The sequence below is a fragment of the Marinobacter alexandrii genome, assembly GCF_005871205.1.
GTDB classification, from domain to species: Bacteria; Pseudomonadota; Gammaproteobacteria; order Pseudomonadales; family Oleiphilaceae; genus Marinobacter; species Marinobacter alexandrii.
In genome coordinates this window covers 11,872-36,696 of the sequence record NZ_SWKM01000015.1, presented here as the reverse complement: position 1 = coordinate 36,696, position 24,825 = coordinate 11,872, and the positions used below count along the sequence as shown (strand labels likewise).

Here is a 24,825-nt window from a genome sequence, read left to right as displayed (position 1 = left end):
GTTTGAAAACATTTTGTCATATGGAATGCCTGTTTATACTGCGGCCTGTTCCGGTGCGGCTTTCAGGCGAACTGAAATTGGGTTCGGGGTGTAATATACTGGGCGTTCACCGTAATTTTTCCCCTGAGGTTTTAGTATGTCTGACGAGAACGACAAAAAGCCGGAGAACGATCCGCAACTGGCCGCAAAGATCAAGGATTCTGCGCGTCAGATCTGGCTGGCCGGCCTCGGGGCGTACACCAAGGCCGAAGAAGACACCGGTAAGTTCTTCGAGCGTCTGGTGCAGGAGGGTGAACAGCTTGAGAATAAGACCCGCGGTGTCGTAGAAAAGCAGATTAAGACAGTTGAGGACCGGGTAGGTGGCGTCCGTGAGCGAGCCACAGGCACCTGGGACAAGCTCGAGACCCTGTTCGACGAGCGGGTGTCCGGTGCATTGCGGCGCCTGGGTATTCATCGTCGAGAGGAAATTGAGGCGCTGGAGCACCGTATCGCGGCATTGGAAACGGAGTTGATGCGTCTGCGCGGGGATCGCGACGAGGAAGAGTGATTTTCACCGAGCCGTGGCTAAACATCGCTATAGCTGTAGATCGGTATAGGCTATAGATAGTCGCGACTGACCAGGCGGGCATGTGCTTGCTCGTCTGGCGCCAGATATGGAATCACCAGGTGCATCATTTGGTATACCCCCCGGCCCGGATCCACCTTATCCCTGTTGTCCAGATGGGATAAAGTATCGAAACTTCCCCAATAACAGGCGGTTAACGTAAGCTGCTCGCACAATGAGTCAAGTTGCTCAACGTCTATGCCCATCTTTTCCTGGCGTCGAAAACTTTCACAGATCGCGCGGAATGCGGCGGTTTTCTTTTTCAGCAACCGCCGAAAGCGAACCTGCAATTGATCATAGCGGGACAGGACGTTGACCAGATCCTGATAAATGAAACGATACCGCGCCACGGTTTCAAACAGCAGGTGCAGGAAAAAGCTCTGCTGGTCCAGGCTTATATCAACGTCCTCTGGCACCGCCAGCAGGTCCAGCATTTCTGCTTCAAAATGGCCAAACAGCTCCTCGACGATGTCACCCTTACTTTTGAAGTGGTAATAGAGGTTACCCGGGCTGATGTCCATCTCGTCCGAGATCAGCAGAGTGGTCACGTTTGGCTCCCCAACACTGTTGAACAGCGCCAGGCTGGTGTTGAGGATGCGATCGCGGGTCTTAATTTTGGCCATGTTGCGGACAGTCCGGTCCTAGAGTTCGAAGCTCGCCCACACGGGGCAGTGATCCGAGGGGCGTTCCATCCCACGGATGTCGTAGGAAACGCCCGCCTCACTGGCCTTGGGCAACAGGCTGTCGCTGGCCATGATCAGGTCGATGCGAAGCCCCCGCCTGGGCTCGCGCTCAAAGCCCTTGCTGCGGTAATCAAACCAGCTGAAGGTGTCAGCCTCGTCCGGATGCAGGTGCCGGAACACATCGGTATAGCCGCGGCCCTCAACCTGGCCCAGCCACTCCCTTTCTTCGGGCAGAAAACTGCATTTGCCGGTTCTGAGCCAGCGCTTGGCGTTGTCAGCGCCAATTCCAATGTCCTTGTCCGTTGGTGAGATGTTCATGTCGCCCATCACCACAACGTGGCCATCTTGCTGCCTAAGCTCGTCCAGATAAGCCATCAGGTCGGCGTAGAACTTCTCCTTCGCCGGGAACTTGACCGGGTGGTCCCGGCTTTCGCCCTGGGGGAAGTAGCCGTTAATGACCGTGAGGCGCTCCCCGTTCACCGTGAACTTTCCGGTGATCAGGCGGCGCTGAGAGTCTTCACCGTCGGATGGGTAACCTTTGATGACCTCGTCAGGTTCCATCCGGGAGAGCAGGGCCACGCCATAATGGGTTTTCTGGCCATGGAAATGCACGTGGTAGCCCAGTTCGCGGATGGCCTCCACGGGAAACTCCTCGTCCCGAACCTTGGTTTCCTGAAGGCCGATAAAGTCGGGGTTCAGGCTCGCGATCACCGCTTCGAGCTGGTGCAGGCGAGTGCGAATACTGTTGACGTTAAACGACACAAACATCATGGGCACTGGGTCTCCGGCGTTGGTTCCGTCCGGAGTTTAACACATTGAATGCCGGGGTATTCCTTGGCTCAGGCGACGGTTTTAGGGAGTTAGTGCACAATCCGGGTAGTTTTCGACCGAGTAACGGATGTGTGCGGTGTGGTTGGTGTCGAGGTTTTTCCGGATGTTGGTGAGGCCGTAATAGTCGGTTAGGGCACCGTCCTCGCTGTAACCCAGAATGATCGGTTCCACCAGAAACCGCAGCACGATGCCGGTGGGGCGGATTTGCAGTACATGATCAGACACCACTCTGGCACTCTCTATAGGCTCAAGGACAAATGCGTAGTGCTCCCCCCGCGTTGGTGCCAGAAACCGGAAATTCACCGATTCGCCATTGGTTACTTCTGCCCAATGCTGGCGGACAAGGGTGTCGAAGCCAGCATCCACCACTACGTCCTGGTTGTAGGTAACGTCATAACGTTTGAGCTCTTTGTTTGGCTTCTGCCACTCAATGGCCAAGGTGTCCGGGGAGGTATACTGAATCGAAAGCGATTCGCTGAAATCAGGCTGGAGAAACTCGACGGTTGGGCGGATGACCGAATCCGGGTAGGCCAGATCCTTTGAGGCGAAGGTTTCAGCCGCCTCTGTGCGGTGATAGCCAATCTGGTGGTCCTTGGGCCGGAATACGCCCTCCTGACAAGTGCCGGACACATGGTGTTTCTCTTGGTAGAGAATAGCCCCGGTTTCGGTTTTTGCCGTGCCAGTGAACTCCATGTCGGCTGCCAGCACAGGCATGATAGCCAAGGAAACTACCAAGCAGATCAGAGTCTTGATTGGTGTGCTGCTCATGGCTGAAGCTCCGGATACAGCGAATTTCTCAGGAACAGCAGCAGTGGGAACACCACCAGCCAGCCCACCGCCAGGGCAATCAGCGACGGAATTAGCGCCGGCAAGGTGACCGCGCCGAGCTGGGCGGCAGACCAATAAGCAAACGGTCCCGCCATTGGCGCCAGCACAAAGGGCAGCCAGGTTTTTCGGCCGATCCAGCTCAGGGAATGGTTCAGGGTGGTCATAAAGATGGCCCAGATTGCTACCAGCCACGGCGGTGTCAGTAACACTTCACCGTCCACGCTCGCCAGAATGCCGGTGCGGAACCAAAGCAGGTCCAGTGCGGCCCCCAGGACCGTACCAACCCCGATGAACTGGAGCTCACTCATGCGTTTCTGACTGACCAGCACAAAGTGCAGCACCAGAAAGGCCAGCACCAGCCCGGCCGCTGCCAGGCCCGGATACAGGACACAGATCAGCCAGCCGGTTTGGAAGATGACAAAGTTCAGAGCATTGCGGGCGGTTTCGGAGCGGATCATAGGCTAAGAATGTTCGCTCGTTTGTTGCCAGGCTTTGCCAGCAGGATTTGGGAAACACCGATGGCGCGTTCGCTGAAACCGGCCTCGCAGTAGGCAAAGTAGAAATGCCAGAGGCGCCTGAATGCCAGATCGTAACCGGCGCTGTCCAGTTCATCGGATTGGGCCATGAACCGCTCACACCAGTCGTTCAAAGTGCGCGCGTAATGGAAACCGATGTCTTCGGCGTGGGTCAGCACCAGGTTGCTCTGGTTGCGCACGGACTCAAAAATCGCGCCGAATGAGGGAATGAAGCTGCCTGGGAAGATAAAGCGCTGGATGAAATCGACGTTGGACAGCGCCCGCGAGTAGCGCTGTTCCGGCATGTTGATGGCCTGGATCAGCGCCATCCCATCCGGCTTCAGCAAGCCGCTGACCTGGGCAATGTAGCTGTCCAGGAACTGTGGGCCAACGGCTTCGATCATCTCGATGGACACCAGCTTATCGAATTGGCCTTCCAGATCCCGGTAATCATCAAACAGCAGGGTGATCTGCTGCTCCAGTCCTTCCTCAACGACTCGTCCTTTAGCGAGTTCCAGCTGTTCCCGGGAAATTGTGGTGGTGGTTACGTGACAGCCATAGTGTTTGGCGGCGTGAATCGCGAACCCGCCCCAGCCGGTGCCAATTTCGATAACCCGGTCACCGGGCTGCAAATCCAGCTTTCGGCAGATGGTGTCCAGCTTATGAACGGCAGCCTCTTCCAGAGTAGCTTCCGGAGAAGGATAGATGGCCGATGAGTACATCATGGTCGGGTCGAGGAACCGTTCGAACAGATCGTTGCCCAGATCGTAGTGGGCGCTGATGTTCTTTCTGGAGCCTTCCCGGGTGTTACGATTGAGCCAGTGTAGGCCCTTCAGCGCGGGTTTGGTGATCCAGCTGTACCGGTCTTCAAATTCGTTCATTCGATCGACATTGCGGGTGAAGAAGCGAAGCAGGGCAACCAGATCCGGCGTCGACCAGTCACCGCTTACATAAGCTTCGGCCGCGCCGACGCTACCGCCGGTCAGCAGATCCCGCCAGGTGCTGTGATCATGAATGATCAGTTCGGCGGGTTGGTGGCGGGTGTCGCCGTCGCCAAACACCAGATCTTCATAACCGGACTCCCGCACGGTCAGCAAGCCATCTTCAAGCCGACTAAGCTGTTGTACAACCAGGCTTTTGGCAATGCGGCTAACCAATGGTTTACTGGTCGCCCGCTCTTCGCTGGCCTGTACTGATGTATTCAGGTTCTCCATGAACTTACCCTTCCACATTTTTTGTTACTGCGTTCGGCACTGGTAACGTCCAGTCCTGCATCGCTGGCGCCCCGATTGTGGGCTGGATTGTCCGCGGCGAGTTTGTCCGGGTGGGTGTAAAAAGGCGCGCCTTTCACTTTGAGCTTCAGAGCGTGCCAGTAAATCCCGGCTGATACCTTGATGGCTTCCATCGGAAACTTTCGCAAACTTCTATGCACTTCTTTACGGGTTAAGGGGGTGCGGTGGACTACCAGGGTGGCATCAAAATGTTTTTTATCGGCCTCCAGCACATTCATGTGAATGCGAAGATCAGGCCCCCGGAAGCTGAACGTCCACTGGTAGTGCTGCTCCATGCCGTTGAACGGTGATACATGAAAGCGCTTGCTGAACTCAAACCGTTCACTGTGCCAGCCCTGGGCATTGGCGCCTTCGTGCAGGGTTTCCATGCAATACACATGACGTTCGTGCCAGGGCGTGTTGGAGATCTGGGCCATGATGACTTTCGGCACCGGGCCATCCAGCGGGTTATCGCCCGGGCGGTAACAGAAGTAGAAACTGACCGGATTGAACACGTATCCAAAGTATCGAGGGTGGGTCACCAGCTCGACGGCTCCGTCGGGACGCCAGCCGGTGGCTGTTTCAACCTGATCGCGGACCGCATCGGAGAGTGAGCCAGCCTCCGGCTGAAAATAGTCGCTGCGACGCAGTGACAGCCAGTTGAAGCGTTCCAGAGAAAACAGGGGGCTGGTTTCGGTGACGCGGCCCCATTCGTCCAGATCCAGCGCAAGCATACCCGTGCTGTACTGGAACTCGTGGTTGACCGGAAATTTCCGACGGTGGCGAACTGTACCCTCAAGCCATTGGCTGTTCATTGCTACAACTCCAGCCCGAACGCCTCGGTCACACGCAGGGCGCTGCGTACGCCGTCTTCATGAAAACCGTTGAACCAGTACGCACCACAGAAATGGGTGCGGTTCTGGTTGCCAATTTCGTCGTAACGGGATTGAGCGGCCACGGCATCCATGGTGAAAACCGGGTGAGCATAGCTGAACTGTTTGATGATTTTGTCCGGGGCAATGTCGTGACTCCGGTTCAGGGTCACGCAGAAGGTTTCCGGAGCCTCATCAAAGTTCTGCAGTATGTTCATGTTGTAGGTCACAGAGACCGGCTCGGTACTGTGGGTTGGCATGTAGTAATTCCAGGCGGCCCAAGCGCGCCGGGTATCAGGCAGAACGCTGCTGTCGGTATGCAGCACCACGTCGTTCTGCTGGTAACGAATGGCGCCCAGAATTTCATTTTCCTTTTCGGTGGCATCGTCCAGCATGGCCAGGGCCTGATCGCTGTGACAAGCCAGTACCACCTGGTCAAACCGGTGCACTTCGCCGCCCACGGTTACGTCGACACCGTTGTCGTCTCGCTGAATTCGTTCAACGGGGCTATTCAGGTGGGTGCGATCGCCCAGGCGCTCCATCATCTTGGCGACATACTGGGCCGAGCCCCCTGAGATAACCCGCCATGTGGGGCGGTCATCCACGGATAGCATGCCGTGGTTGTTGAAAAACTGCAGGAAGAAGCGAATGGGAAACTGCTCGAGCACGATCTCCGGTGCTGACCAGATCGCCGCTCCCATGGGCACGATGTAAAAGCGACGGAAGTAGCGGGAATAGCAATTTCGGTTCAGGTACTCGCCCAGGCTTTCGTCATCGTCGATGGCACCTGAATCCAGAGCTTCCTTGGTTTGCTTGTTGAACCGCAGGATTTCCCGAATCATTTTCAGAAACGGCAGGTTGAGCAGATTTCTGCGTTGCGCAAACAAGGTGTTCAAACTGGTACCGTTGTACTGGAGGCCTGAGGAGTCGCAATCGACGCTGAAGCTCATGTCGCTCACCTCAGACGCTACGCCCAGGCGGTCCATCAACTTGATGAAGTTCGGGTAGGTCCAGTCGTTAAACACGATAAAACCAGTATTGACTGGCCAAGTGCGGCCGCCTGCTTCTACCTGCTCGGTGTTGGTATGGCCGCCGGCGTAATCGCCAGCCTCAAACAGCTGCACGTCGTGTTTTTCAGCCAATTGCCAGGCTGCGGTGAGGCCGGAGACGCCGGCCCCAATGACAGCAATACGCTGACGTTCGTTAGTCATTCACTGGATTCCTAGTTATTTGTTCGTGCTCTTCCGTGCCATGCTCGCCGCCATGCGATCAATCAGCCTCTGCGGCATTGCCCCGAGGGTGCGGAGCATCCAGGTAAAGCGTTTCGGGAAGGCAATTTCGTTCTTGCCCTTGGCCAGGCCGGCCACGATCTGCTCTGCAGCATTGTCGGCGGACACAAGGAACGGCATGGGGAAGTCATTGCGGTCGGTCAGGGGCGTTTTTACAAAGCCCGGGGATACCACAACCACGTCGATGCCTTCTTTAGCCAGGTCCGCTCTCAGGGCCTGGGCAAAATAACTCAACGCCGCCTTGGAGGCGCCGTAGCCTTCGGCCCGTCCGAACGGAAACCACCACGCTGAGGAACTGACAATCACCAGCGTTGCCGGCAAGCCTTTGGCACGGGTTCGTCGCAGAGCGGGCAGGGCAATGTCTACACAGCGCGCGGTGCCGATTACGTTGGTGTGAATGTTCTTTTCGATCACGTCACTGTCGTAGTGGGTGATGTCCAGATACTCGCAGGTACCCGCGTTCAGAATCGCCATGTGCAGATCGCCTTGATCCTCGAGCACGTTGGCGATCGACTTCAGGTCCTCTTTGCTGGTGGTGTCTCCTGTGGCGGCTATGATCCTCTCCGGTGCCGCGGCCTTGAGATCTTCCAGAGGCTGCTGGCGACGTCCGGTTATGACCAGATTGTGACCACCACGGGTGAGCGCCTGGGTTACGGCCTCCCCAATGCCAGAGCTCGCTCCAGTGATCCAGATGTTGGATTTGCTTTGCAGACGTTCACTCATCCGGCGTATCCCTTAATGAAACGGATGATGCGGCCAACGAGTGGGAGGTTCTCGTACAGCAACTGACCGGCGTCGAAATAATCCCTGTGGTAACAGACCTTGCCATCCCGTATCCGCAGGTGGCTGATTCCATCCACCATGATTTCACGGCCCTTTTTAATCCGTTTGTGGCGCAAGTGCATGACCCAGGGAATCGCGGCGCTATCCTCGTGCACGACCGATTCGGAGAAATCGAAGCGGCAACTGATAGCGTTGGCATACGCGCCAGCGAAATACTGTGTAAGCTGGTCCAGACCGCGAACAGCGCCGAGCGGATCCTGGAACTGCACATCTTCGCTGTAGACTTCTGGCAGCTTATAAAGGTTTCCTTTGTCCAATTCGTTAAACAACTGCGTGAACTGAGCCAGAGTGGCTGGAACAGCAAAATCTTGGGATCCGACTTCTATGGCTGAGGCGGTTTTCATGCTCGAGTCCTCCTCGCTTTGTCCAGTTGGCGGGTTTCTTCCTGAATGTGTTTGGGAATCGGTTTTAGCTCCCAGATAATACCGAAGCGAGAGAGTAGCCACAGTCCATACCAGGTCACGTCGATTTCATACCAACGGAAACCCTGACGTACGGTTTGAGGCCAGCGATGATGGTTGTTATGCCACCCTTCACCGAGTGTCAGCAGTGCCAGCCAGAAGTTGTTTCGGCTACCATCCGACGTCTCAAATCGGCGTTTGCCCCAGACATGGGACAGCGAGTTGATCGAGACGGTGGCATGGAATAAAGCCACGGTTGAAATAAAGAAGCCCCAGACCAGCAACTGCAAACCGTTAGTGCCCAAACCCGGCGCCCAACGTGCCAGGATTTCACCGAGCCCAAAGATGCTGACGGCGGCAACGGCAGGAACGACTGCGTCGAACCGGTTAATAAACCGGAGTTCCGGAAATTTTATCCAGTCCTTTACCCTGCGCTCGTCCATGGCGAAGCCTGCATCGCAGGTGAACCAGCCCACGTGAGACCACCAGAAACCGCCTTGGTGCGGTGAGTGCAGGTCCTGCTCCTGATCGGAATGCTGGTGGTGATGCCGGTGATGAGCGGCCCACCACAGTGGCCCGCGCTGGGCCGCACTGGCACCGAGCAGGGCAAAGAAAAACTGGGTCGGCCGACTGGTTTTAAAGGTTTTGTGAGCGAAATACCGGTGATAGAAGCCGGTGATGGCAAACATCCTGATCAGGAAAAACACGAACGCGAACGTCGCTGCGAAGGCGCTGACCCCGGTGTAAAGCGCCAGAAAGCATGCGGCGTGCAGCGCCAGGAACGGAATTACACGAATAAAGTTGAAGGAGCGGGAGTTGGTATCAATGTGATCCGAACCCGCAGAGGCGTCGAACCACCTCAGAATGTTTGTAAGCCAGTTTTGCACTCGGGTCATACCCTGTTTGCCTTTGTTTCCTAAAATGAATCTGAAGAGCGTGGTCATTCGAGATGGCCGACAATAGGGCCGAACGAAACGCTTGCAGGGTTGTACGTTTTAACTTGTTACTTTGGATGCACCATAGATCATGAATAATCAGTCAGCTCAGATGCCTGTTATACGCCGGGTGGCCATCGTTGGTTCAGGACTGTCCGGTTTGACCGTCGGAATTCGGCTGCAACAACAAGGACATGAGGTCAAGGTGTTCGAAAAGAGCCGAGGTCCCGGTGGCAGGTTTGCTGCCAAGCGGGTGCCGGGCGGCTCCGCCGACGTGGGCGCCCAGTATTTCACTTCCCGAAATCCCAAGTTTTTACCCTTTCTCCGGGAATTTGCTGGTGATCAAAGCTTCGCCATCTGGCCAGGTCGTTTTGGTTTCCTTGATGAGACCGGCAATTGGGGTAGTTTTCCGGATGAGCCGCGCTACGTCGGTACTCCGAGAATGACCGCAATCACCCGAGCACTGTCTGCCCATTTGGATGTCTCCGCTGAAACCCGGGTCGAGCGACTTGAACGCTCAGGCCATCAATGGCTGTTGGTCGATACCGAAGGCAACTCCCTAGGTGAATTTGATCAGGTGATCATTACCGCGCCACCCGCTCAGGCCCAAACCATACTGACTAACAGTCAGCTTCCCGAGCTGGCGGGGGAACTGGAGGAGCCGGTACAGAAAGTACTGCCATGCTGGGCGGTTGCTGCCCATTTCGAGAAGGCACCTTGGTCCCAACACGAGGGCATCAGGGTTGAGCATCCGGTGCTTTACTGGCTCGCCAATAATTCCAGCAAACCTGGTCGCGATGACGACGGCCATTGGTGGGTTCTTCATGCCAACCCAGAGTGGACCGAACAGCATGTAAGTACGCCGGCCGAGCGCGTTGCGGAACTGATGGTTGATGCCTTCCGCAACCTTACCGGGACCAATGCCGAGCCGGACGAGTTGATCACGCACCGGTGGCTGTACGCCCGGTCTCGGGATGGTAACCAGCCTGGGCACCTGTGGTTTGCTGATGACAGCATTGGTATCGCCGGAGACTGGCTATCCGGTGGGCGAGTGGAGGGCGCCTTCAACAGCGCCTGTAGCCTGGTAGCGGCGATGACAGCAGGTCGTTAGAACTCGCTGCCGGAAAGATCACGGTCGTCTGTGGCAGTTACCGCCGGCCGGGCATAGAAATGTGTGATGGTGCCATCGTGAAACTTGCTGAAGAAAGCACTGACGTCGGTGATCCTCTTGACCGATCGCTTTCGGTTAATGGGGTCCCGGGTTAACACCTTGATGCCATTGAAGTTGTCCTGAATGTTCGAAAACCGAGCTCGCATCGAGCAGGTCACCACCTTCTCCGCATCCAGCCCTAACTCCTGCGTCAGCCAAGCGCTGTGGCGGTCGATGCCACGTTGGCTCAGATCTTCCCGGGTGTCGAGGTGGTCCAGCTTGATCCGGTTTACGATGCAGAACGAAAAGCTACCGGGATGTTTGCGGGCAACTTTCCGGAAGGCTTCCCAGAAAAAGTTATCGGTCAGTTCCGCGAAGTAGTGCATATCGCTCAGGCAGGTATCCACCCAGTCGAAATTCTCGGGGTCTTCGAGAACTTCATTAATTGCTTCCCGTAGCAGCCAGTCAAATCCTAACGCGGTCTTGTGGGCGTAGACCTTCCGATACATCTGGTGCCGGCTGTAAACAAAATCCTCCAGGGCGCCCAGGCCTTTCTGAGTGATCGCCAGGCCCAGCCAGGGCTCGGACACGTCCCAGCCAAAACGCAAGTTGCTCAGCAGGTGGTCCAGATTGAAGCCGCCGATGGTTACTGAGGAGTGGAATCCGTCCCGGAGCATGTAATCGGCGCGGTCGGCATCAATTTCACCGGAGACAATCGATTTGAGCAGGTCCATGACCATCCGCGGAACATCGCGACCAATCAGTGAGGCAGATTCTGCGTCGTCACCGGCAATAAAGGCCCAAAACGTCTGGGCATGGCGGCAAAAGGTCTCACTCGGTGCTACATCGGTGGTTTCCATGATGCCGATGACATCCAGTACATGGAGTCCGGCATGTTCGAGCTCTACGGCGGTAAGGACGTCATGGGCCACGCGGACGGAATAGTGTTCGTGCTCAAGCTCCGCGGGCTCATCGCTGTGATAGGCGGAGTAATCCACACCTTGCCAAAGGTCAGCAAAACGCTCAGGACGTGACATCAATGCCCGGATGCGACGAGCCTGGGTAAACTGGTGAGAAAAGCTGGAGTGGCCACTGTCGTGCAGCAGACAGCCAAGCCGGATGGTTTTTGCCAGGTAGTCGATGGCATCGAGCTGACTCAAACTGAGATCGGTAAGATCGCTGAGCTGACGCTCCCGCAAGTAGGCGTCAATCATGGACCGGAACATCCGGCTGCCCACATGCATCACGCCGATGCTGTGCAGAAAGCGGGAATGGGTCGCCCCAGGAAAGACAAGGCTCAAGATATCGTTCTGGCAGATGTTCCTGAGGCGCTGGAACAGTGGGTGGTCGATCACCTGGATTTCATGCCGGTAGAGTGGGATTCCGCCATGCACTGGATCCATAATCAGCTTGTCATAAGCGCCAAGTAAGTCGTTTACCGCTCGTCTCATCGCTGGATTCCCCCCCAAATTCATCAAACTGGCCTTGTTATATCACAGGGTCGTGCCAGAATAGGCTTATTAACGCCATTTTTCCTTTTATCGCTGGTAGTTTAGGGCAGTAGCCATGACCTCGCGCACCGAGCGCATACTCATAATTGACGCCGATGAAAAGGCTCGCACGGATCTGTCCCGCTATCTGGAAGCTAGAGGGTTCTACGTTTCCGGTTCTCCCAGCCTCGCCTCCGCCAAAACTCTGTTTGATGACGATGCGCCCGACGTCATCTTTGCAGATCTGCCGCCGGCAGCAATTAGAGATTTGGCCAGCAGGCTGGAAGAGGCGGACGTATTTTCTCCCGTAGTCTGTTGTTCCACCAGTGAGTCCAGTGCCGACGTCGTCAGGGCGCTTCGAGCCGGGGCCGCCGATTTTGTCCTCAAACCCTGCAATAATGACAAGGGCGCGTTGGATGACGTTATCGAAAAGCTGTTCGACCGGGTTCGGGTAAACCGACTTAACCAGTTGTATCGCCATGAGCTGGAAGAAGCCAATCGCGACCTGCGCAATGGCATCGCCGAACTGCGGGCGGATCAGCGGGCTGGCCGAAAAGTGCAACTGAGAATGCTTCCGGACCGGGTTCAGGACTTGATCGGCCTGAAAGTAGACCACCTAATCAAACCATCGCTGTACCTGAGCGGCGATTTTCTGGACTATTTTCAGATTTCTCCAAACCAGATTCTGGTCTACATTGCCGACGTTTCGGGCCATGGCGCCAGTTCGGCGTTCGTCACGGTGTTGCTGAAAAACCTTACCAACCGTCTGCAGCGCAATCTTCGAAGGCACTCAAGCGACGACATTCTTTACCCCGACCGTTTTCTGGAACGCATCAATTCAGAGCTGCTCGATACGGGTCTCGGCAAACACGTAACCGTATTTGTTGGCATTATTTCCGTTGCTGAGCGTACATTGAAGTATGCAGTTGGGGCCCACTTTCCCATGCCGATCCTGTCCTTTGAGGGTGGAGAAGCAGCGTTTCTTGAGGGAAGTGGTCTACCAGTGGGGCTTTTCGAGACGCCAACATGGGAGGTTTACGAGACTCCACTGGATAAACCGTTCCGGTTAACCCTGTTCTCGGATGGAATACTGGAGGTCATCCCGGCAAAAAGCCTGGATGAAAAGGAAAGGACACTACTTGAACTCGTGTCTGGAGGCCGTCACACTATCGCCTCCTTGAGCGAGGCTCTGAATCTCGACGAGATCACGGAATTGCCGGATGATATAGCGATCGTCTCGGTAACTGACGCCATAATGGATTCAGTCAACAGGTCGTCGACATAGTGGCAGTGTGAAGCATGGCTGGTTATAAGATCCTGCAAGCTGAAAAGCAGGGCATATATGTCCTGAAGTTTATTGGAGAAATCCGGCTGAACCTTTGTTCAACGCTGGACAACCTTGTTGAGTCCATTACCCAGGATCCCGAATTCAAGACCGTGGTGATTGATCTCACTGAAACCGAGATCATCGACAGCACCACACTGGGCCTGCTAGCCAAAATCGCCATGGCCGCTCAGCAACAGAGCAACTTTCTGCCCACACTGATCTCTACCAATCCGGATATTACCCGCATCATCACTTCCATGGGGTTCGACAAGATTTTCATCATTGTCCGGGAACCTGCGTCCCGCATTGAAGAGCTTGAAGAAATCCCGGTACTGAAAGCCAGCGAACAGCAGGTTCGAGATAAAGTCCTTGATGCTCACAAGGTACTGATGGGACTGAACAGTCGAAACAGGGAAGAGTTCAAGAATCTGGTACGTGCTCTTGAGTGTGAAGAGACCGGTTAAAGGCAGTGTCGTTTCGCCGATTCGGAATCTTCCGGATTCTCACCCGACTAGATAACACAACGGATTAACTATGCCTGAGAAAAATGCACCTCAAGACAATGGGGACGCCGTTCCGGTGCACGATGTAGCCGTTCTCGGCGGCGGTAGCTTCGGTACGGCCATGACCAAGGTGCTGGCGGAAAACGGTCATCGCGTGCATTTCTGGATGCGCGATGCGGCCCAGGTTGAGGAAATCAGCACCACTTCCATCAACAGCCGATACATGCCCGATGTTGAACTGATCGGTGATGTGCTCCCGACCACTAATCTTGCGGAAGCTGTCGGCAAGGCCGAGATCGTGTTTGTCGCCATTCCCAGCAAAGCTTTCCGTGCTGTTATTCGCGAACATTGCGATGAGTTTCGCGACGGTCAGATTGTAATCAGCCTGACCAAGGGCATCGAAGAGCACGGCTTCAAGCTGATGAGCGAGATCCTCCAGGAGGAGATCCCCCGCTGCCGTATTGGCGTGTTGAGCGGTCCCAACCTTGCGGGAGAAATTGTCAATCGTGACCTGACTGCCACCGTTATTGCCGCCAAGGACCCGGATGTGCGGCGCACTGCCCAAGACCTGCTGGGTTGTGAATACTTCAGGGTTTACGCGAACGTTGATATCTATGGTGTTGAATTAGCTGGCGCTTTGAAAAATATCTACGCCATTGTTGCGGGCCTGGCATCGGCTCTGGACATGGGCGAGAACGCCAAGGCGATGCTGATCACCCGTGGCCTGGCAGAAATGAGTCGTTTTGCCGTCAGCCTTGGGGCAAACCCCATGACCTTTATGGGGCTGGCGGGTGTTGGCGACCTCATCGTTACCTGCACGTCCCATAAGAGCCGGAATTACCGGGTTGGCTTCGCCGTTGGTAAGGGCCAGAATCTGGATGATGCGGTTGCCGAGCTCGGCCAGGTAGCCGAGGGCATATACACCTTGAAGCTGGTTAAGGAAAAATCCGAGGCGATTGGCATTTACATGCCTTTGGTTCGCGGTCTGTATGAAATTCTTTACGGCAACGCGTCAATCAAGGCGGTCATCAACAGCCTGATGATGGCGGTGCAGAACTCCGACGTGGAATTCATCCTGCCCCGTACCATCAGTCAGTAATATCCACGCACCGGAGGATTGCCCGTGCAAGTGCTCGTGATGCGTCATGGCGAAGCAGGTTGGCATACCCTGGACCAGGAGCGAGAGCTGACGGAAGTCGGTCGGCTCCACGCTGCCGAGTGTGCTGCTCAAATTGCCGATTCGCCCTGGCGGCCGAAGCTGATATGGACCAGTCCGTATGTGCGAGCGCGCGAGACCGCGGCCATCGTGTCTGAGATCCTGAACTGCCCGGTCGAGGAGAAGCCGTTCCTGACCCCGGACGATGACCCGGGTCTATGCCTGGATGCGCTGCTAGAGCACCAGGTCTCCCCGCTGTTACTGGTCGCACACATGCCTTTGGTAGGAAGCCTGTCCACCTTGCTGGTTGATGGGCATCGTCATGGCATCCCGTTCATGACGTCCCAGGCGGTGGTATTGGATATGCCGGTGGTTGGCCCCGGGTGTGCGGACTTGAAAGCCCAGTTTCTGCCCTGATTTCCGTTCTATCGCACCCATTGTCATGTGCTGAGTCTTTTTATGTACAGTTTTCCCATTGATTATGTCGAGCCAGTCTTTCGGCCACCCAGTGAAGCCAAGTCACTGATTTTGCCAGTTACCAACGGCTGTTCCTGGAATAAATGCACCTTCTGCGATTAGTAGAATTAAATTTCTGTACTAAAAACCCCTTAAAAATCCCCAATAGCTCCTAATCCGCACTTTCTTTTTTTCTTTAAGCACACTATAGTGCTATTAAAAATATACTACAAATACGAGAAAAATGTGCTTAATAGTGTTTGTGTGGAAGCGAACATCAGAATGGATAACACCGGACTCCAGGTCAGTCTTCCGGTAATCGTGACGCACGATGGCCTGCTGAGAAGTTATCTGGACTATTTGATCGTCCATCGGAATAAGTCACGGAGTTGGAAAGACAGAAGCGCCTTCGCAGTCCGGCTTTTGATCGATTACACGAAGCAAAATGAGGGCTGCTTCGATAAACCTTATGAACTTTTTCGAGAGTTTTCCAACAGCCTTTACACGGGAACGATTGGCGAGGACGGTAATGACCCCAGTTGGTTGCGCTGGAAACCACGCTCAGATAACGATGCGGCCTTTTTGATCAAGCTCATTACAAGTTACACCGACTGGTTGGCTCGCCAACACGAAGAAAAAAAATTCCAGATAAACCCGAAGGTCAAACCAACTCGTTACGAGGAATGGATGGGGTTGGCAGCCCACTATCAGAAAAAGCGCCGTGCCTTTTTATCCCATCTTTGGGCAAACAATCCGGATCCCTCTTATTCTCGATATGTCATGCCCAGGAAGGTTTCTGGCTCTAAGGGTACCGAAAGCAAGAAAAGTTTTCCGGAAGGACGGATTGATGATTTGCTTTGGGATGGATTCGTTCGATACGGCTTCGAGACCAGCGATAGGATTCATGAGCGGCTCGACCTAAAAAATGTACTGATCACGATGCTGATGCACTATGGAGGGCTGCGCCTTAGCGAATGCTTTCACCTTTGGGTAGAAGACATTATCCCCTGGGAAGATGGAACGGCGCTTGTAAAAGTCTTTCACCCCGACAAAGGAAAAGTCGGTCAGAACAGCCCAAGCAGGCGAGAAGAACTGCGTCAGCGGTTCGGCCTAAAGCCGCGATTCGAGTACCCGAAATCCCACACCCTGCATGCGGGCTGGAAAGATCCGAAAGAAGACAATGAAAATAGGCACTTCTTACAGGTTTGGTGGTTTCCACAATCTGCGGGCGAAACCTTCAATGAGTTATGGCGGCTTTACCTGACCTATCAGCGGTATTCGGACGATGACAATCATCCGTTTGCGTTTACAACACGCACTGGGGCTCCTCACTCGATCAAAGGCTACAACCAGTCGCTCAAAAGAGCAGTAGAACGAATCGGCCTGCCATTCTCAAAAGAAGCTGGAACGACGGCCCATGCCCATCGTCACTCATACGGGCAGGCGTTGTCTGACGCCAAATCCAGCTCCCTGATCATTAAAAATGCTCTCCATCATAAATCGATAGAAAGTCAGCAAGTATACACCGAACTGTCCGAGAAACAGATGCGAGCGCACTTGAAGAGGCTCTCACCCGAACAGCACTCGATATCTGCCATTTCGAAGGGAATTTCACATGACGACTAAATACGCCACCTACGCCGAAGCGTGCGAGGCCGCGCAGAAGTTGGGTTTTAAGACGGCGGCAGAATACCAAAAGGGCTATAAGGAAGACGACAGGCTGCGAAGAATGCCGGACAAAGCCTACCCAGATGAGTGGGTAAGCTGGCCTCATTTTCTCCGTAATGCACAACAAAAATACATTACCCTCGACGAAGCGTCAGCGGCCGCACGGGCGCTGGGTTTGATGAGTCAGAAAGAATACTACATGGGGTATAAAGATGACCCCAAACTGCCGAGTAGCCCCGAACAGTCCTACCCCAATGAGTGGGTGGGCTGGTACGAGTTTTTGGGTACAGAGCGTCCGGTTGAGAAATACTCCACCCTGGCCGAAGCATCAGAGGCCGCGCGGGCGCTAGGTTTCAAGAGCCAGAAAGAATACAACACGGGGTATCGAGACGATCCCAAGCTCTCGCGCACTCCCCAGCAGTCCTACCCCGATGAGTGGGTGGGCTGGTACGAGTTTTTGGGAACAGAGCGTCCGGTTGAGAAATACGCCACCGTGGCCGAAGCGTCACAGGCCGCGAGGGCGCTAGGTTTCAAGAGTTCGAAAGAATATCGGGCGGGGTACCGGGACGATCCAAAGCTTCCGCACCTTCCCCAGCAGTCCTACCCGGATGAGTGGGTGGACTGGTGCGAGTTTTTGGGAACAGAGCGTCCGGCTGAGAAATATGCCACCTTGGCCGAAGCGTCTCAGGCCGCGCAGGCGCAAGGTTTCAAAAGTATAAATAAATACCAGGCGGGGTATCGGAACGACCCCAAGCTGCCGGGTCGCCCCGACCAGGTGTACGCCGATGAGTGGGTAGGCTGGTTTAGCTTTTTGGGAAACGAAAGCGCGTTCGATCCAGAATTACTCACCGTTTATCCGAGGTTCTGGGAAGCAATCCAGAGATATGTGGAAGCAGGGACCAACCAAAACACTAAATACTATCAGTTAAGAGCCTTCTTAAAAGACGTTGTTGCGAAGCAAAACCTACCTGACAATCCCGGCGCCATGCTGTCGAAGGACATACCGTTCAACGAACGCATTTATGAGGCGTTCGTCCAGTCGACGGGAGATACCCAAAAAAGGACAAGGCACAACATTTGTGCGGATTTCTTTGACTGGGCTTTAGACACCTATTGTTCCGATGAGGACGATGAGGGCGTGCTGCTTCTCTTGCCAGGATATCGCAACCCATTGCGGACCGTTCTCAAAGGCTACTTGGACCAGTTGCCAACCATAAGACGCAGCGAGTCCAACAAACCGCCGCTCCCAATGGACTCTATCGTCCGCGCCAGAAAGCATCTGATTCCTTCGGAGATCAAATCTTTCCGCGATCTGCATCAGTTACATTGCTTTTTGGAGGACTGCTGGTTTGAGTGCGATCCCGAATTAATTGATGAGACCGATCCAAACTGCATTTATCGGACCGTGACTAAGGATCGTAGAAAGTCGGATGGTGAGCGGTATTTTGAGGAGGCCGTCGAACTCTGGTCGCCGGTCAAGGTTGTGGCGAACTACATGTTGTTGTCGATGCCGCTGCGCGGGCAGCAAATCTGTTGGCTGGACAGTGGCGAGGGCGACGAGATCATTCCTGTCTGGCACGACGGTGAGGTTCGATGGGTCAAAAATACCAGTCATCTTGCCACTCCGAAGCGCAACCAGGGCTTCCTGCGAAGAGGCGAAGACGGGGAACTGAGTTCCTACATCACGACGAACAAAACCGGAAAGAAACTCGGGGGCTACAGCGTGCCCTATATGCCCGATGACCTGGCCTACTGGGTGATCCAATTACGGGAATGGCAAGCCAAGTACAACCCAATCGAAAGGTTAACCCCTTGGACTGCAATCAAACTTCGACAAAAAACTAACAAGGACATCCTCAAGAGAAGGGGGACGCAGGCGTTTTTGTTTCGCGATCCGGCTTCGTTGGCTTGCGAAGACAAAGTTTCGCCCATGTTCACGACAACCGCCTTCGCACGCACCTTGCCTGCGTTGCTATTCTATAGCCAGAAACTAGGGGAAGACCTCGCTGAGAAAATTGAGAAAAAGAACAGTGTGGAGTACAAGAGCCAATTTACCCCCCACGCTCTGCGGGTCAGCCTGATTACGGCGTACATTGTCGATGGGGGAATGCCCATCACTGTGATCTCAAAGTTGGTTGGCCATGCGTCACTCGTAATGACAATTTACTACACGAAAGTTGGCCATAGCCTGATGCGAAAGGAGTTGGCTGCTGCCGAGAAACGGGCGATCGAACAAAGTCTGGACCGCTACCAGGACCTCATCATCCAGAAGAAGATTGATGAGGCTCGACCAGAGCTCATTGCCACAGATCGAACCACTCTGGATCAGTGTTTGAATTCGGACTGGCCGGCCGCCGCCTTTCAATTGATGAGTATCGGAATTTGTCCCGTGGGCGGAGCCAAGTGTGACGAAGGTGGTGAACCATTGGTCGAGCGGAAGGCCGAGGCTTTTTACGCGCCGGTTCCCAGTGGCTATCTGGGAACGAGAAACTGCCCCCGATGCCGGTTCTTCATCACGGGCCCAGCTTTCCTTGGGGGCTTATCGGCCATCGCCAACGAAGTCATTCTCGAAATTAACGTCATCCGCAAGGAATACCACGAGCTGGAGGAACAAAGGCAGGCGTTCGATGACGAGCGGTACGATGCCGAGAGTGCAGGCAAGGTGTTTGGGAACGCAAGAAAACTCAAAAAAGTCACTGCTGCTTACGAAGAAAAAGCCAAAAAACTCGACATGCTGGCGTGCGACCTCCAGCACTTATACCGGCTCATCACTCAATCTACGGCACTCTTGAGCAAAACTGAGACGGATAAACAGCAATTGATTGTCAGCGAAAATTACGTGGAAATGGGCATGCATCTGGAAGAGCAGCAAAGCGATTTCAGGCTATTGGCTGAAGTTTGCGCGAACGCCGAAATCTACGAAAGCGCGAGTGCGTCCAGAGCACAGCCTTTGCTCAGTCAGATGTTAGATAAACTTGCTGACACCAATGGGATCGCTCCGGCAATGTTCAGGCTAACCGAAGACCAACAGCTCAAGGCTGCCAACCAGGTTGTTCAATTGCTTATGAAGGAAACAGGGAATGACTGGCACCTTGCTGACAGGTTGGTGAACGGTCAAATCTCGCTGGAAGACCTGGCTGAACCATTGAGATTCGCTGACATACGCAAAGAGATCGAATCGGTCATGAATGGGTCTCTGAAATTCGCGTTAGGAATCGAGAGCTGCCATGAGTGATCCAAACGAAGTCTACGAGGCGGTACTGAGCCAACTAAAAAGCGCTCGCTCAAGAAAATCCCTGGAAGCACTGCATGAGGTCTGTCAGGAGCATCATAGCTCGGGTGCCGTTGATTTTAGAATCGCAACGATTGCCAAGCTCGGCGATAACCGTGGGGTTCCGAGTGCTCAAACGATCCGGAATAAAACGGGCGAACCGTATCGAGCTTTGATTGATGCATGGCAGGCGCTTGGCGATCAGAAGAAAAAAGAAATCAAAGGTCGCATGACGCCGTCTGGGAAATATGATTGGGTGGATGATCTGGGAAACCCGACTCACCGTTACCTTGTCCTCGATTTGATTGCGCAAGTGCGTCACCTGAGAGCCGAAAATAAAGGGTTTGCGTCGATTAAAAAGCTGGAAATTGACTGCCGTTCCGGTTCGGAAGTTGCGGTTGAATCACAACTTCCAAATTTCCTGAGTCATGAGTTGGACGCACTGAAGGAAGCGATTTCTGATGAGTTCCTGATGCGACAGGGTTGGGTTCGAGGGGAACGTGGAAGTATCAAGGACCAAAACGGCAAGGTGATCTTCCGTAATGGCTTCGTTGACATCATTGAAAAAGTGCTGAGTTTAAAGCATGTCTAATGGACAAGAGAAAGCTCGCCAGAACCTCGTTGGCTTCCAACGCTGGGCGGCCACGCAAACGGACGAGGATTTTGAGCAAATCGTTCACCGGGGCCAGTTAAACCGTGGCGAGCTAGCGAAAGCCATTGGCATCGGCAAAAGCGCTCTGCGTCAGAATCCAGCCATCAAGGACGCACTGGAAACGTTAGAGCAAGGTCTACGTGAGCGGGGTGTACTGCCACCACTTACTCAGGAGGCTTCGGTTCAGAGGTCTCAACCTAAACGCTATGATCCCACGGTCAACCAGAAAGCTTTGGAGTCCCGGCGTCTCTCGGCACTGGAGCAGGAAAACATCGAGCTGAAAGCTCGTGTGGCAACCCTCGAAGCCAAGCTCAAACGTTACGGCGAGCTATCGGAGGTACTAACCGAGTTCGGGGTAGCGCCCGATGCATGAAGACTATTTTCGTGTTACCAGCTGCCAACACAGTGGCTCAAAGTATACGATCTTCACAGGCATCCCCATCAAAGCCGACAGTTACAAAATCAATTCGGGCAAATACATTGTCAGCATCCGATGCGAAAACCAGTCTCTACCGATCCAGCCTTCGGTGGGGCAGCAGTGGCGGGTTCGCGGCCAGCGGGCCCTTAAGGCCGTCCAGGCGGGCGATTATGAGCTTCAGCAGCATCTGTATAACGATCCGGCTGAGATGGAATGCACGCTGCCGGAAACGGGTGAAGCGCTCATTCGCTTCATCGCTACCGAGAAAGCCTTCACTGGAATTGGTGAGTCGAAAGCTCGCGCCCTCTGGGAAGCCTTCGGGAGCGACCTGCACTCGTTGCTCCAAACGGACACGGAAGAGCACAGAGAGTGTCTTAGAGACGTTCTGAGCGACGCATCAATTGAAGCCCTGTATAACGGCTACGCCAAGTATCGGAATCTCGCACACGCGAACTGGCTCGCTTCACTGGGCATTCCGCTGCGTATTCAGCAGCGTATTCTCAAATATCACGATGAGCGCACTGTCGATATCCTAAAAGCCAATCCCTGGGCTCTGCTGGGCTTTGGGATGCCGTTCGCCGACATCGATACGATGTCCGAGCAATTGGGCTTTGAGAAATCAGCTCCGGTGAGGCTCGCAGCTGCCCTGGAAAGCGCAATCCGCAGGCAGGTCGAAAAAGGTCACACCTACGCAACGCATCAAGTTTTAAGGCCCGAGATCATAAAGCTTCTGGGCGATAAAGACCTGGTTGCCGAGGTCTTTGCCAATGGCTATCTCAATGGCCAGTTCATTCTCAGGCCACAGACCGGCACCTATCACCCGACTGCACAGATAATAATGGAATCGGTGGTCGCCAAGCGGCTCAAAACACTGGCAACCATCACGGACGAAGATGAATCCGTTTTCAAAGCACTGACCGAAGCCGCCCGGGAGTTGCCTTACGATCTTACTGAGCATCAACTGGAGGCGGTTGAATCCAGTCTCACCAACGGTGTGTCCTGCATTACGGGCGGTGCCGGTACTGGAAAAACCACGGTGCTTCGGACCGTATTAAAGGCTTACGCCGCACTGGGCTATGAAATACACGCCGTGGCGTTGTCTGGGCGGGCTGCCATGCGACTGCACGAAAGCATCGGTTTTTTCACCATGACGATTGCTCGCATGTTGCGGGAGGAGCCGATCTCACCCTCTCTGGTTCAGCCCAAGCACCTCTTGGTTATCGACGAAAGCAGCATGATCGACCTGCCGACCATGTACCGGATCGTCACGCACCTTGATCCGTCGGTACGTATTATTCTGACGGGCGACCCAAACCAACTGCCGCCCATAGGCTGTGGCAAAGTCCTCTCAGACATAATCGAATCTGGCGCAGTTGCCAATGTTGAGCTGAATATCGTGAAGCGTCAGGAAGGCTCAACGGGTATCCCTGAATACTCTGCCACCATCAACCGGGGCGATGTTCCTCCATCGTTATCATTTGGTGCAATCACGTTCCACGAGACGCCTCCGGAGCGTGTAGTCGATAAGTGCAAGACCCTGTATGCCGAATCCGCTCACAATACCCAGATTATCGGTGCAACGAAGGCCCTGGTTGGCGAGTTAAACCTGGAATGTCAACGGCTAATCAATCCAGGCGGCCAGAGGCTGGAGTTCAAGCTGCATGGGGATGATTTCTTTATTGATCTGAGGGTAGGCGACCCGATCCTATTCACTAGGAACAACTATACTGTCGGCATCCAGAACGGATCTCTTGGTGTCCTATCCTCAGCAGACCGCGCTTTTCAAGGCGACCAGGAGACATTTGGTGTCGTAACTCTGGATACCGGAGAGGAGATAGACATCACCGAGGATGTGTTCGACTGCATGGAACTTGGCTATGCGATCACGCTCCACAAGGCTCAGGGTAGCCAGTTCCCAAGAATTATCGTGGTAGTACAGAAGGGCCGCATTTCCGACCGAGCATGGCTTTACACCGCGATTACCCGCGCCGAGGCAGAAATCCATATTGTTGGGCAAGTTAGCGATTTCGAGGTAATAACAAAAGCGGAAAGCCATGCGAATCGGCGAGCGAGTTTTTTGAGAGAACTACTGACAGAGAGGAAAAGGGATTCGGGGGTTGTCTGACAGAGCACTACCCCCTCATCGCCGGTCGCGGCCAATGGGGCCTCAGGCTGTGCCGCATTTCCAGCTTAGCGGATCATCCCTGGTCCTTAAATACCTCTGGTGAATCGCCGCTTGCGGCGAGAAGGCAGAGCCCTGTTCCTGTTCATCAAATTGTGTTCATGAAAGCACTTGAAGCGATCCAAAACGTTTGTTTCTAAACAAAAGCGGACATTCAGAAACGACCGAATTGAACAATAAAGCGGACCTTTTCTTCGGCCGCGTGACCTGGTTGCCTTCCCCCCCACGAGTCACCGAAAGACCCTCCGACATTGGAATGTTTGGCAAAACACAACCGTGCGGAGAACCCTAATCCGCGGTGCAACTAAAACAGGGATGTTTACATAAGCTCCGAATGTTCCTGACATTCGTTCCGAAAACTGTCAGTTGGAACTCTCTCAGCACCCACCGGCTGATTTGATTTTTCAGTCAGTTTTCGACTCCGGCCCCGTTTTAGGTTTGCCCTGAAGCGAAACACCCGGCTATTTGCGCATTCGGGAAACTAGGTCGAGACAACTCGCTGCAAGGATCGCCTGCGCGCGGTTCTGAACATTTAGCTTACGTAAAACAGCCGAAACATGAGCCTTCACGGTCGTTTCGGCCAGGTGTAAGTTGTACGCAATCTGTTTGTTGGACTCTCCAAGTGTTATTCTCTCTAAAACTATCAACTGGCGCTTTGTTAAAGATTGAAACTGGCTGCGATCTATCTCTGCTTCTGATCCGGCCCGGCCAGCAGCAAGACCATTACCACTTTCGAATTCGTCAGAGCCTGCACAAATGCAAATCTTGCCATCCAAAACCTGTCGAATAGCGTCGACAATTTCATTTTTTGATGCATTTTTCGCTACGACTCCCATGGCCCCCCGGCCAATCGCCTGAGAAGTGATATACCTATTTACTCTAACCGACATAACTATGATGGGTAGCGAAGGTGCGATCTCATTTAAGCTAGCGAGACCGCCAAGCCCCTGCATTTCCGGCATGTCGAGATCGAAGAAGATGAGACCAAGGCTGCCATGCTCACTCACGATTTCCATGGCATCTTTCAAGCTGGATACCTCGAAGACATGTTCACAAAGATGATTTACTAAAATAATGTCGCGTATGGCGTCGCGAAAAAGCGGCTGATGATCAGCAATCATGACCTTGGGCAATCGCGCCATTTCAACTTCGTCCTGCCCAATGTCAGGAACTGGAAGCGAGTGCAGCGTAGCTTGGCTCTTTGCCAAGCTTCTGAAGTTATTGGCTTCTTTTAGCATTTGTTATTCCTCGCCAAACTGTACATACATTGACCGGTGCTCCGCCCGCACTCCTCGCCGCATGGATTGACTATTTCGAGCGGCATCGCGCAAGGAGCCTTAAAGCAGACCTGCGTCATTCTCTTCATCCCCATATCGGTGAAGCTTTGTGGCTCACCTGTGAGGAAGGTGTTATTCGACTCTCGGAAATTGAATGGTTGACCTATCTAGGCTAAACCCCTGCTTCTCAGAGCTGGGGTTTA

General features: G+C 54.1%; 23 protein-coding genes and 1 pseudogene. 12 read left to right on the top strand and 12 right to left on the bottom strand.

Annotation, left to right across the window (positions count from 1 at the left end; genetic code table 11):
* Nucleotides 1–136: 136 nt before the first annotated feature.
* Nucleotides 137–547: a phasin family protein gene (locus FCS96_RS16395; RefSeq protein WP_138441460.1), complete on the top strand. Its 411-nt coding sequence runs from the start codon at nt 137–139 to the stop codon at nt 545–547.
* Nucleotides 548–597: 50 nt separating this feature from the next.
* On the opposite strand, the gene FCS96_RS16390 is transcribed toward FCS96_RS16395, so the two are convergent.
* The 10 genes from FCS96_RS16390 to FCS96_RS16345 form a co-directional block, all read right to left on the bottom strand.
* Nucleotides 598–1,227, bottom strand: coding sequence for a TetR/AcrR family transcriptional regulator (locus FCS96_RS16390; protein ID WP_138441459.1), 630 nt, complete (start codon nt 1,225–1,227; stop codon nt 598–600).
* 18 nt (nt 1,228–1,245) lie between these two features.
* Nucleotides 1,246–2,058: an exodeoxyribonuclease III gene (gene xthA / locus FCS96_RS16385; RefSeq protein ID WP_138441816.1), complete on the bottom strand. Its 813-nt coding sequence runs from the start codon at nt 2,056–2,058 to the stop codon at nt 1,246–1,248.
* Nucleotides 2,059–2,139: 81 nt separating this feature from the next.
* Nucleotides 2,140–2,886, bottom strand: a complete 747-nt coding sequence (locus FCS96_RS16380; RefSeq protein ID WP_138441458.1) for a hypothetical protein — start codon at nt 2,884–2,886, stop codon at nt 2,140–2,142.
* Nucleotides 2,883–3,404, bottom strand: coding sequence for a DUF2878 domain-containing protein (locus tag FCS96_RS16375; RefSeq protein ID WP_138441457.1), 522 nt, complete (start codon nt 3,402–3,404; stop codon nt 2,883–2,885). The genes FCS96_RS16380 and FCS96_RS16375 overlap by 4 nt, the downstream gene beginning before the upstream one ends.
* Entirely contained in the window at nt 3,401–4,675 is a 1,275-nt protein-coding gene (locus FCS96_RS16370) for an SAM-dependent methyltransferase (RefSeq protein WP_138441456.1), read from the bottom strand. Before FCS96_RS16370 ends, FCS96_RS16375 begins: the two co-directional genes overlap by 4 nt.
* The gene (locus FCS96_RS16365) at nt 4,663–5,547 is read right to left on the bottom strand and encodes a DUF1365 domain-containing protein (RefSeq protein ID WP_138441455.1); all 885 of its coding nucleotides are present in this window, start codon (nt 5,545–5,547) and stop codon (nt 4,663–4,665) included. The genes FCS96_RS16370 and FCS96_RS16365 overlap by 13 nt, the downstream gene beginning before the upstream one ends.
* A gap of 2 nt (nt 5,548–5,549) precedes the next feature.
* Entirely contained in the window at nt 5,550–6,815 is a 1,266-nt protein-coding gene (locus FCS96_RS16360; RefSeq protein WP_138441454.1) for an NAD(P)/FAD-dependent oxidoreductase, read from the bottom strand.
* Nucleotides 6,816–6,830: 15 nt separating this feature from the next.
* Complete coding sequence (locus FCS96_RS16355) at nt 6,831–7,616, bottom strand: SDR family NAD(P)-dependent oxidoreductase (RefSeq protein ID WP_138441453.1); 786 nt, start codon at nt 7,614–7,616, stop codon at nt 6,831–6,833.
* A complete protein-coding gene (locus FCS96_RS16350; protein WP_138441452.1) occupies nt 7,613–8,080 on the bottom strand; it encodes a nuclear transport factor 2 family protein in 468 nt (155 codons plus the stop codon). Before FCS96_RS16350 ends, FCS96_RS16355 begins: the two co-directional genes overlap by 4 nt.
* Nucleotides 8,077–9,033, bottom strand: coding sequence for an acyl-CoA desaturase (locus FCS96_RS16345; RefSeq protein WP_138441451.1), 957 nt, complete (start codon nt 9,031–9,033; stop codon nt 8,077–8,079). Before FCS96_RS16345 ends, FCS96_RS16350 begins: the two co-directional genes overlap by 4 nt.
* 130 nt (nt 9,034–9,163) lie before the next feature.
* Here FCS96_RS16345 and FCS96_RS16340 point away from each other — a divergent pair, with 130 nt between their 5' ends.
* Complete coding sequence (locus FCS96_RS16340; RefSeq protein WP_138441450.1) at nt 9,164–10,183, top strand: NAD(P)/FAD-dependent oxidoreductase; 1,020 nt, start codon at nt 9,164–9,166, stop codon at nt 10,181–10,183.
* On the opposite strand, the gene FCS96_RS16335 is transcribed toward FCS96_RS16340, so the two are convergent.
* Nucleotides 10,180–11,673 (bottom strand): HD domain-containing protein, encoded by a 1,494-nt coding sequence (locus FCS96_RS16335; protein WP_138441449.1) that lies wholly within the window; start codon nt 11,671–11,673, stop codon nt 10,180–10,182. The genes FCS96_RS16340 and FCS96_RS16335 overlap by 4 nt on opposite strands.
* A gap of 115 nt (nt 11,674–11,788) precedes the next feature.
* Here FCS96_RS16335 and FCS96_RS16330 point away from each other — a divergent pair, with 115 nt between their 5' ends.
* The 10 genes and pseudogenes from FCS96_RS16330 to FCS96_RS16285 all read left to right on the top strand — a co-directional run bounded on the left by FCS96_RS16330 (nt 11,789) and on the right by FCS96_RS16285 (nt 23,288).
* A complete protein-coding gene (locus tag FCS96_RS16330; RefSeq protein ID WP_138441448.1) occupies nt 11,789–12,997 on the top strand; it encodes a PP2C family protein-serine/threonine phosphatase in 1,209 nt (402 codons plus the stop codon).
* Nucleotides 12,998–13,011: 14 nt separating this feature from the next.
* The gene (locus FCS96_RS16325; protein ID WP_138441447.1) at nt 13,012–13,503 is read left to right on the top strand and encodes an STAS domain-containing protein; all 492 of its coding nucleotides are present in this window, start codon (nt 13,012–13,014) and stop codon (nt 13,501–13,503) included.
* Between the two features lie 70 nt (nt 13,504–13,573).
* Nucleotides 13,574–14,641, top strand: coding sequence for an NAD(P)H-dependent glycerol-3-phosphate dehydrogenase (locus FCS96_RS16320; protein WP_138441446.1), 1,068 nt, complete (start codon nt 13,574–13,576; stop codon nt 14,639–14,641).
* A gap of 24 nt (nt 14,642–14,665) precedes the next feature.
* Nucleotides 14,666–15,115, top strand: a complete 450-nt coding sequence (locus FCS96_RS16315; RefSeq protein WP_138441445.1) for a SixA phosphatase family protein — start codon at nt 14,666–14,668, stop codon at nt 15,113–15,115.
* A 42-nt stretch (nt 15,116–15,157) separates the two neighbouring features.
* A pseudogene (locus FCS96_RS20150) lies at nt 15,158–15,274 on the top strand (radical SAM protein); the annotation flags it as partial.
* Nucleotides 15,275–15,364: 90 nt separating this feature from the next.
* Complete coding sequence (gmtY, locus tag FCS96_RS16305; RefSeq protein ID WP_323053715.1) at nt 15,365–16,780, top strand: gamma-mobile-trio recombinase GmtY; 1,416 nt, start codon at nt 15,365–15,367, stop codon at nt 16,778–16,780.
* On the top strand, nt 16,770–20,057 hold the full coding sequence (gene gmtZ / locus FCS96_RS16300; protein ID WP_138437834.1) for a gamma-mobile-trio integrase GmtZ: 3,288 nt from the start codon (nt 16,770–16,772) through the stop codon (nt 20,055–20,057). The genes gmtY and gmtZ overlap by 11 nt, the downstream gene beginning before the upstream one ends.
* A complete protein-coding gene (gene gmtX / locus FCS96_RS16295; RefSeq protein ID WP_138437833.1) occupies nt 20,050–20,685 on the top strand; it encodes a gamma-mobile-trio protein GmtX in 636 nt (211 codons plus the stop codon). The genes gmtZ and gmtX overlap by 8 nt, the downstream gene beginning before the upstream one ends.
* A complete protein-coding gene (locus FCS96_RS16290) occupies nt 20,678–21,118 on the top strand; it encodes a VPA1267 family protein (protein ID WP_127332576.1) in 441 nt (146 codons plus the stop codon). The genes gmtX and FCS96_RS16290 overlap by 8 nt, the downstream gene beginning before the upstream one ends.
* Complete coding sequence (locus tag FCS96_RS16285; RefSeq protein WP_138437832.1) at nt 21,111–23,288, top strand: AAA family ATPase; 2,178 nt, start codon at nt 21,111–21,113, stop codon at nt 23,286–23,288. Before FCS96_RS16290 ends, FCS96_RS16285 begins: the two co-directional genes overlap by 8 nt.
* A 518-nt stretch (nt 23,289–23,806) precedes the next feature.
* Here the strand turns inward: FCS96_RS16285 and FCS96_RS16280 are convergent.
* Nucleotides 23,807–24,583, bottom strand: coding sequence for a LuxR C-terminal-related transcriptional regulator (locus FCS96_RS16280; RefSeq protein WP_083231811.1), 777 nt, complete (start codon nt 24,581–24,583; stop codon nt 23,807–23,809).
* Nucleotides 24,584–24,825 lie beyond the last annotated feature (242 nt).

Bases quoted from the DNA above. Each gene is read 5' to 3' on its own strand.
- FCS96_RS16320 (WP_138441446.1), top strand. From the start codon at position 13,574: ATGCCTGAGAAAAATGCACCTCAAGACAATGGGGACGCCGTTCCGGTG.
- FCS96_RS16345 (WP_138441451.1), bottom strand. From the start codon at position 9,033: ATGACCCGAGTGCAAAACTGGCTTACAAACATTCTGAGGTGGTTCGAC.
- gmtZ (WP_138437834.1), top strand. From the start codon at position 16,770: ATGACGACTAAATACGCCACCTACGCCGAAGCGTGCGAGGCCGCGCAG.
- FCS96_RS16375 (WP_138441457.1), bottom strand. From the start codon at position 3,404: ATGATCCGCTCCGAAACCGCCCGCAATGCTCTGAACTTTGTCATCTTC.
- FCS96_RS16365 (WP_138441455.1), bottom strand. From the start codon at position 5,547: ATGAACAGCCAATGGCTTGAGGGTACAGTTCGCCACCGTCGGAAATTT.
- FCS96_RS16280 (WP_083231811.1), bottom strand. From the start codon at position 24,583: ATGCTAAAAGAAGCCAATAACTTCAGAAGCTTGGCAAAGAGCCAAGCT.
- FCS96_RS16285 (WP_138437832.1), top strand. From the start codon at position 21,111: ATGCATGAAGACTATTTTCGTGTTACCAGCTGCCAACACAGTGGCTCA.
- FCS96_RS16350 (WP_138441452.1), bottom strand. From the start codon at position 8,080: ATGAAAACCGCCTCAGCCATAGAAGTCGGATCCCAAGATTTTGCTGTT.
- FCS96_RS16390 (WP_138441459.1), bottom strand. From the start codon at position 1,227: ATGGCCAAAATTAAGACCCGCGATCGCATCCTCAACACCAGCCTGGCG.
- FCS96_RS16355 (WP_138441453.1), bottom strand. From the start codon at position 7,616: ATGAGTGAACGTCTGCAAAGCAAATCCAACATCTGGATCACTGGAGCG.
- FCS96_RS16325 (WP_138441447.1), top strand. From the start codon at position 13,012: ATGGCTGGTTATAAGATCCTGCAAGCTGAAAAGCAGGGCATATATGTC.
- FCS96_RS16335 (WP_138441449.1), bottom strand. From the start codon at position 11,673: ATGAGACGAGCGGTAAACGACTTACTTGGCGCTTATGACAAGCTGATT.
- FCS96_RS16330 (WP_138441448.1), top strand. From the start codon at position 11,789: ATGACCTCGCGCACCGAGCGCATACTCATAATTGACGCCGATGAAAAG.
- FCS96_RS16290 (WP_127332576.1), top strand. From the start codon at position 20,678: ATGTCTAATGGACAAGAGAAAGCTCGCCAGAACCTCGTTGGCTTCCAA.
- gmtX (WP_138437833.1), top strand. From the start codon at position 20,050: ATGAGTGATCCAAACGAAGTCTACGAGGCGGTACTGAGCCAACTAAAA.
- xthA (WP_138441816.1), bottom strand. From the start codon at position 2,058: ATGATGTTTGTGTCGTTTAACGTCAACAGTATTCGCACTCGCCTGCAC.
- FCS96_RS16360 (WP_138441454.1), bottom strand. From the start codon at position 6,815: ATGACTAACGAACGTCAGCGTATTGCTGTCATTGGGGCCGGCGTCTCC.
- FCS96_RS16340 (WP_138441450.1), top strand. From the start codon at position 9,164: ATGAATAATCAGTCAGCTCAGATGCCTGTTATACGCCGGGTGGCCATC.
- FCS96_RS16370 (WP_138441456.1), bottom strand. From the start codon at position 4,675: ATGGAGAACCTGAATACATCAGTACAGGCCAGCGAAGAGCGGGCGACC.
- FCS96_RS16395 (WP_138441460.1), top strand. From the start codon at position 137: ATGTCTGACGAGAACGACAAAAAGCCGGAGAACGATCCGCAACTGGCC.
- FCS96_RS16380 (WP_138441458.1), bottom strand. From the start codon at position 2,886: ATGAGCAGCACACCAATCAAGACTCTGATCTGCTTGGTAGTTTCCTTG.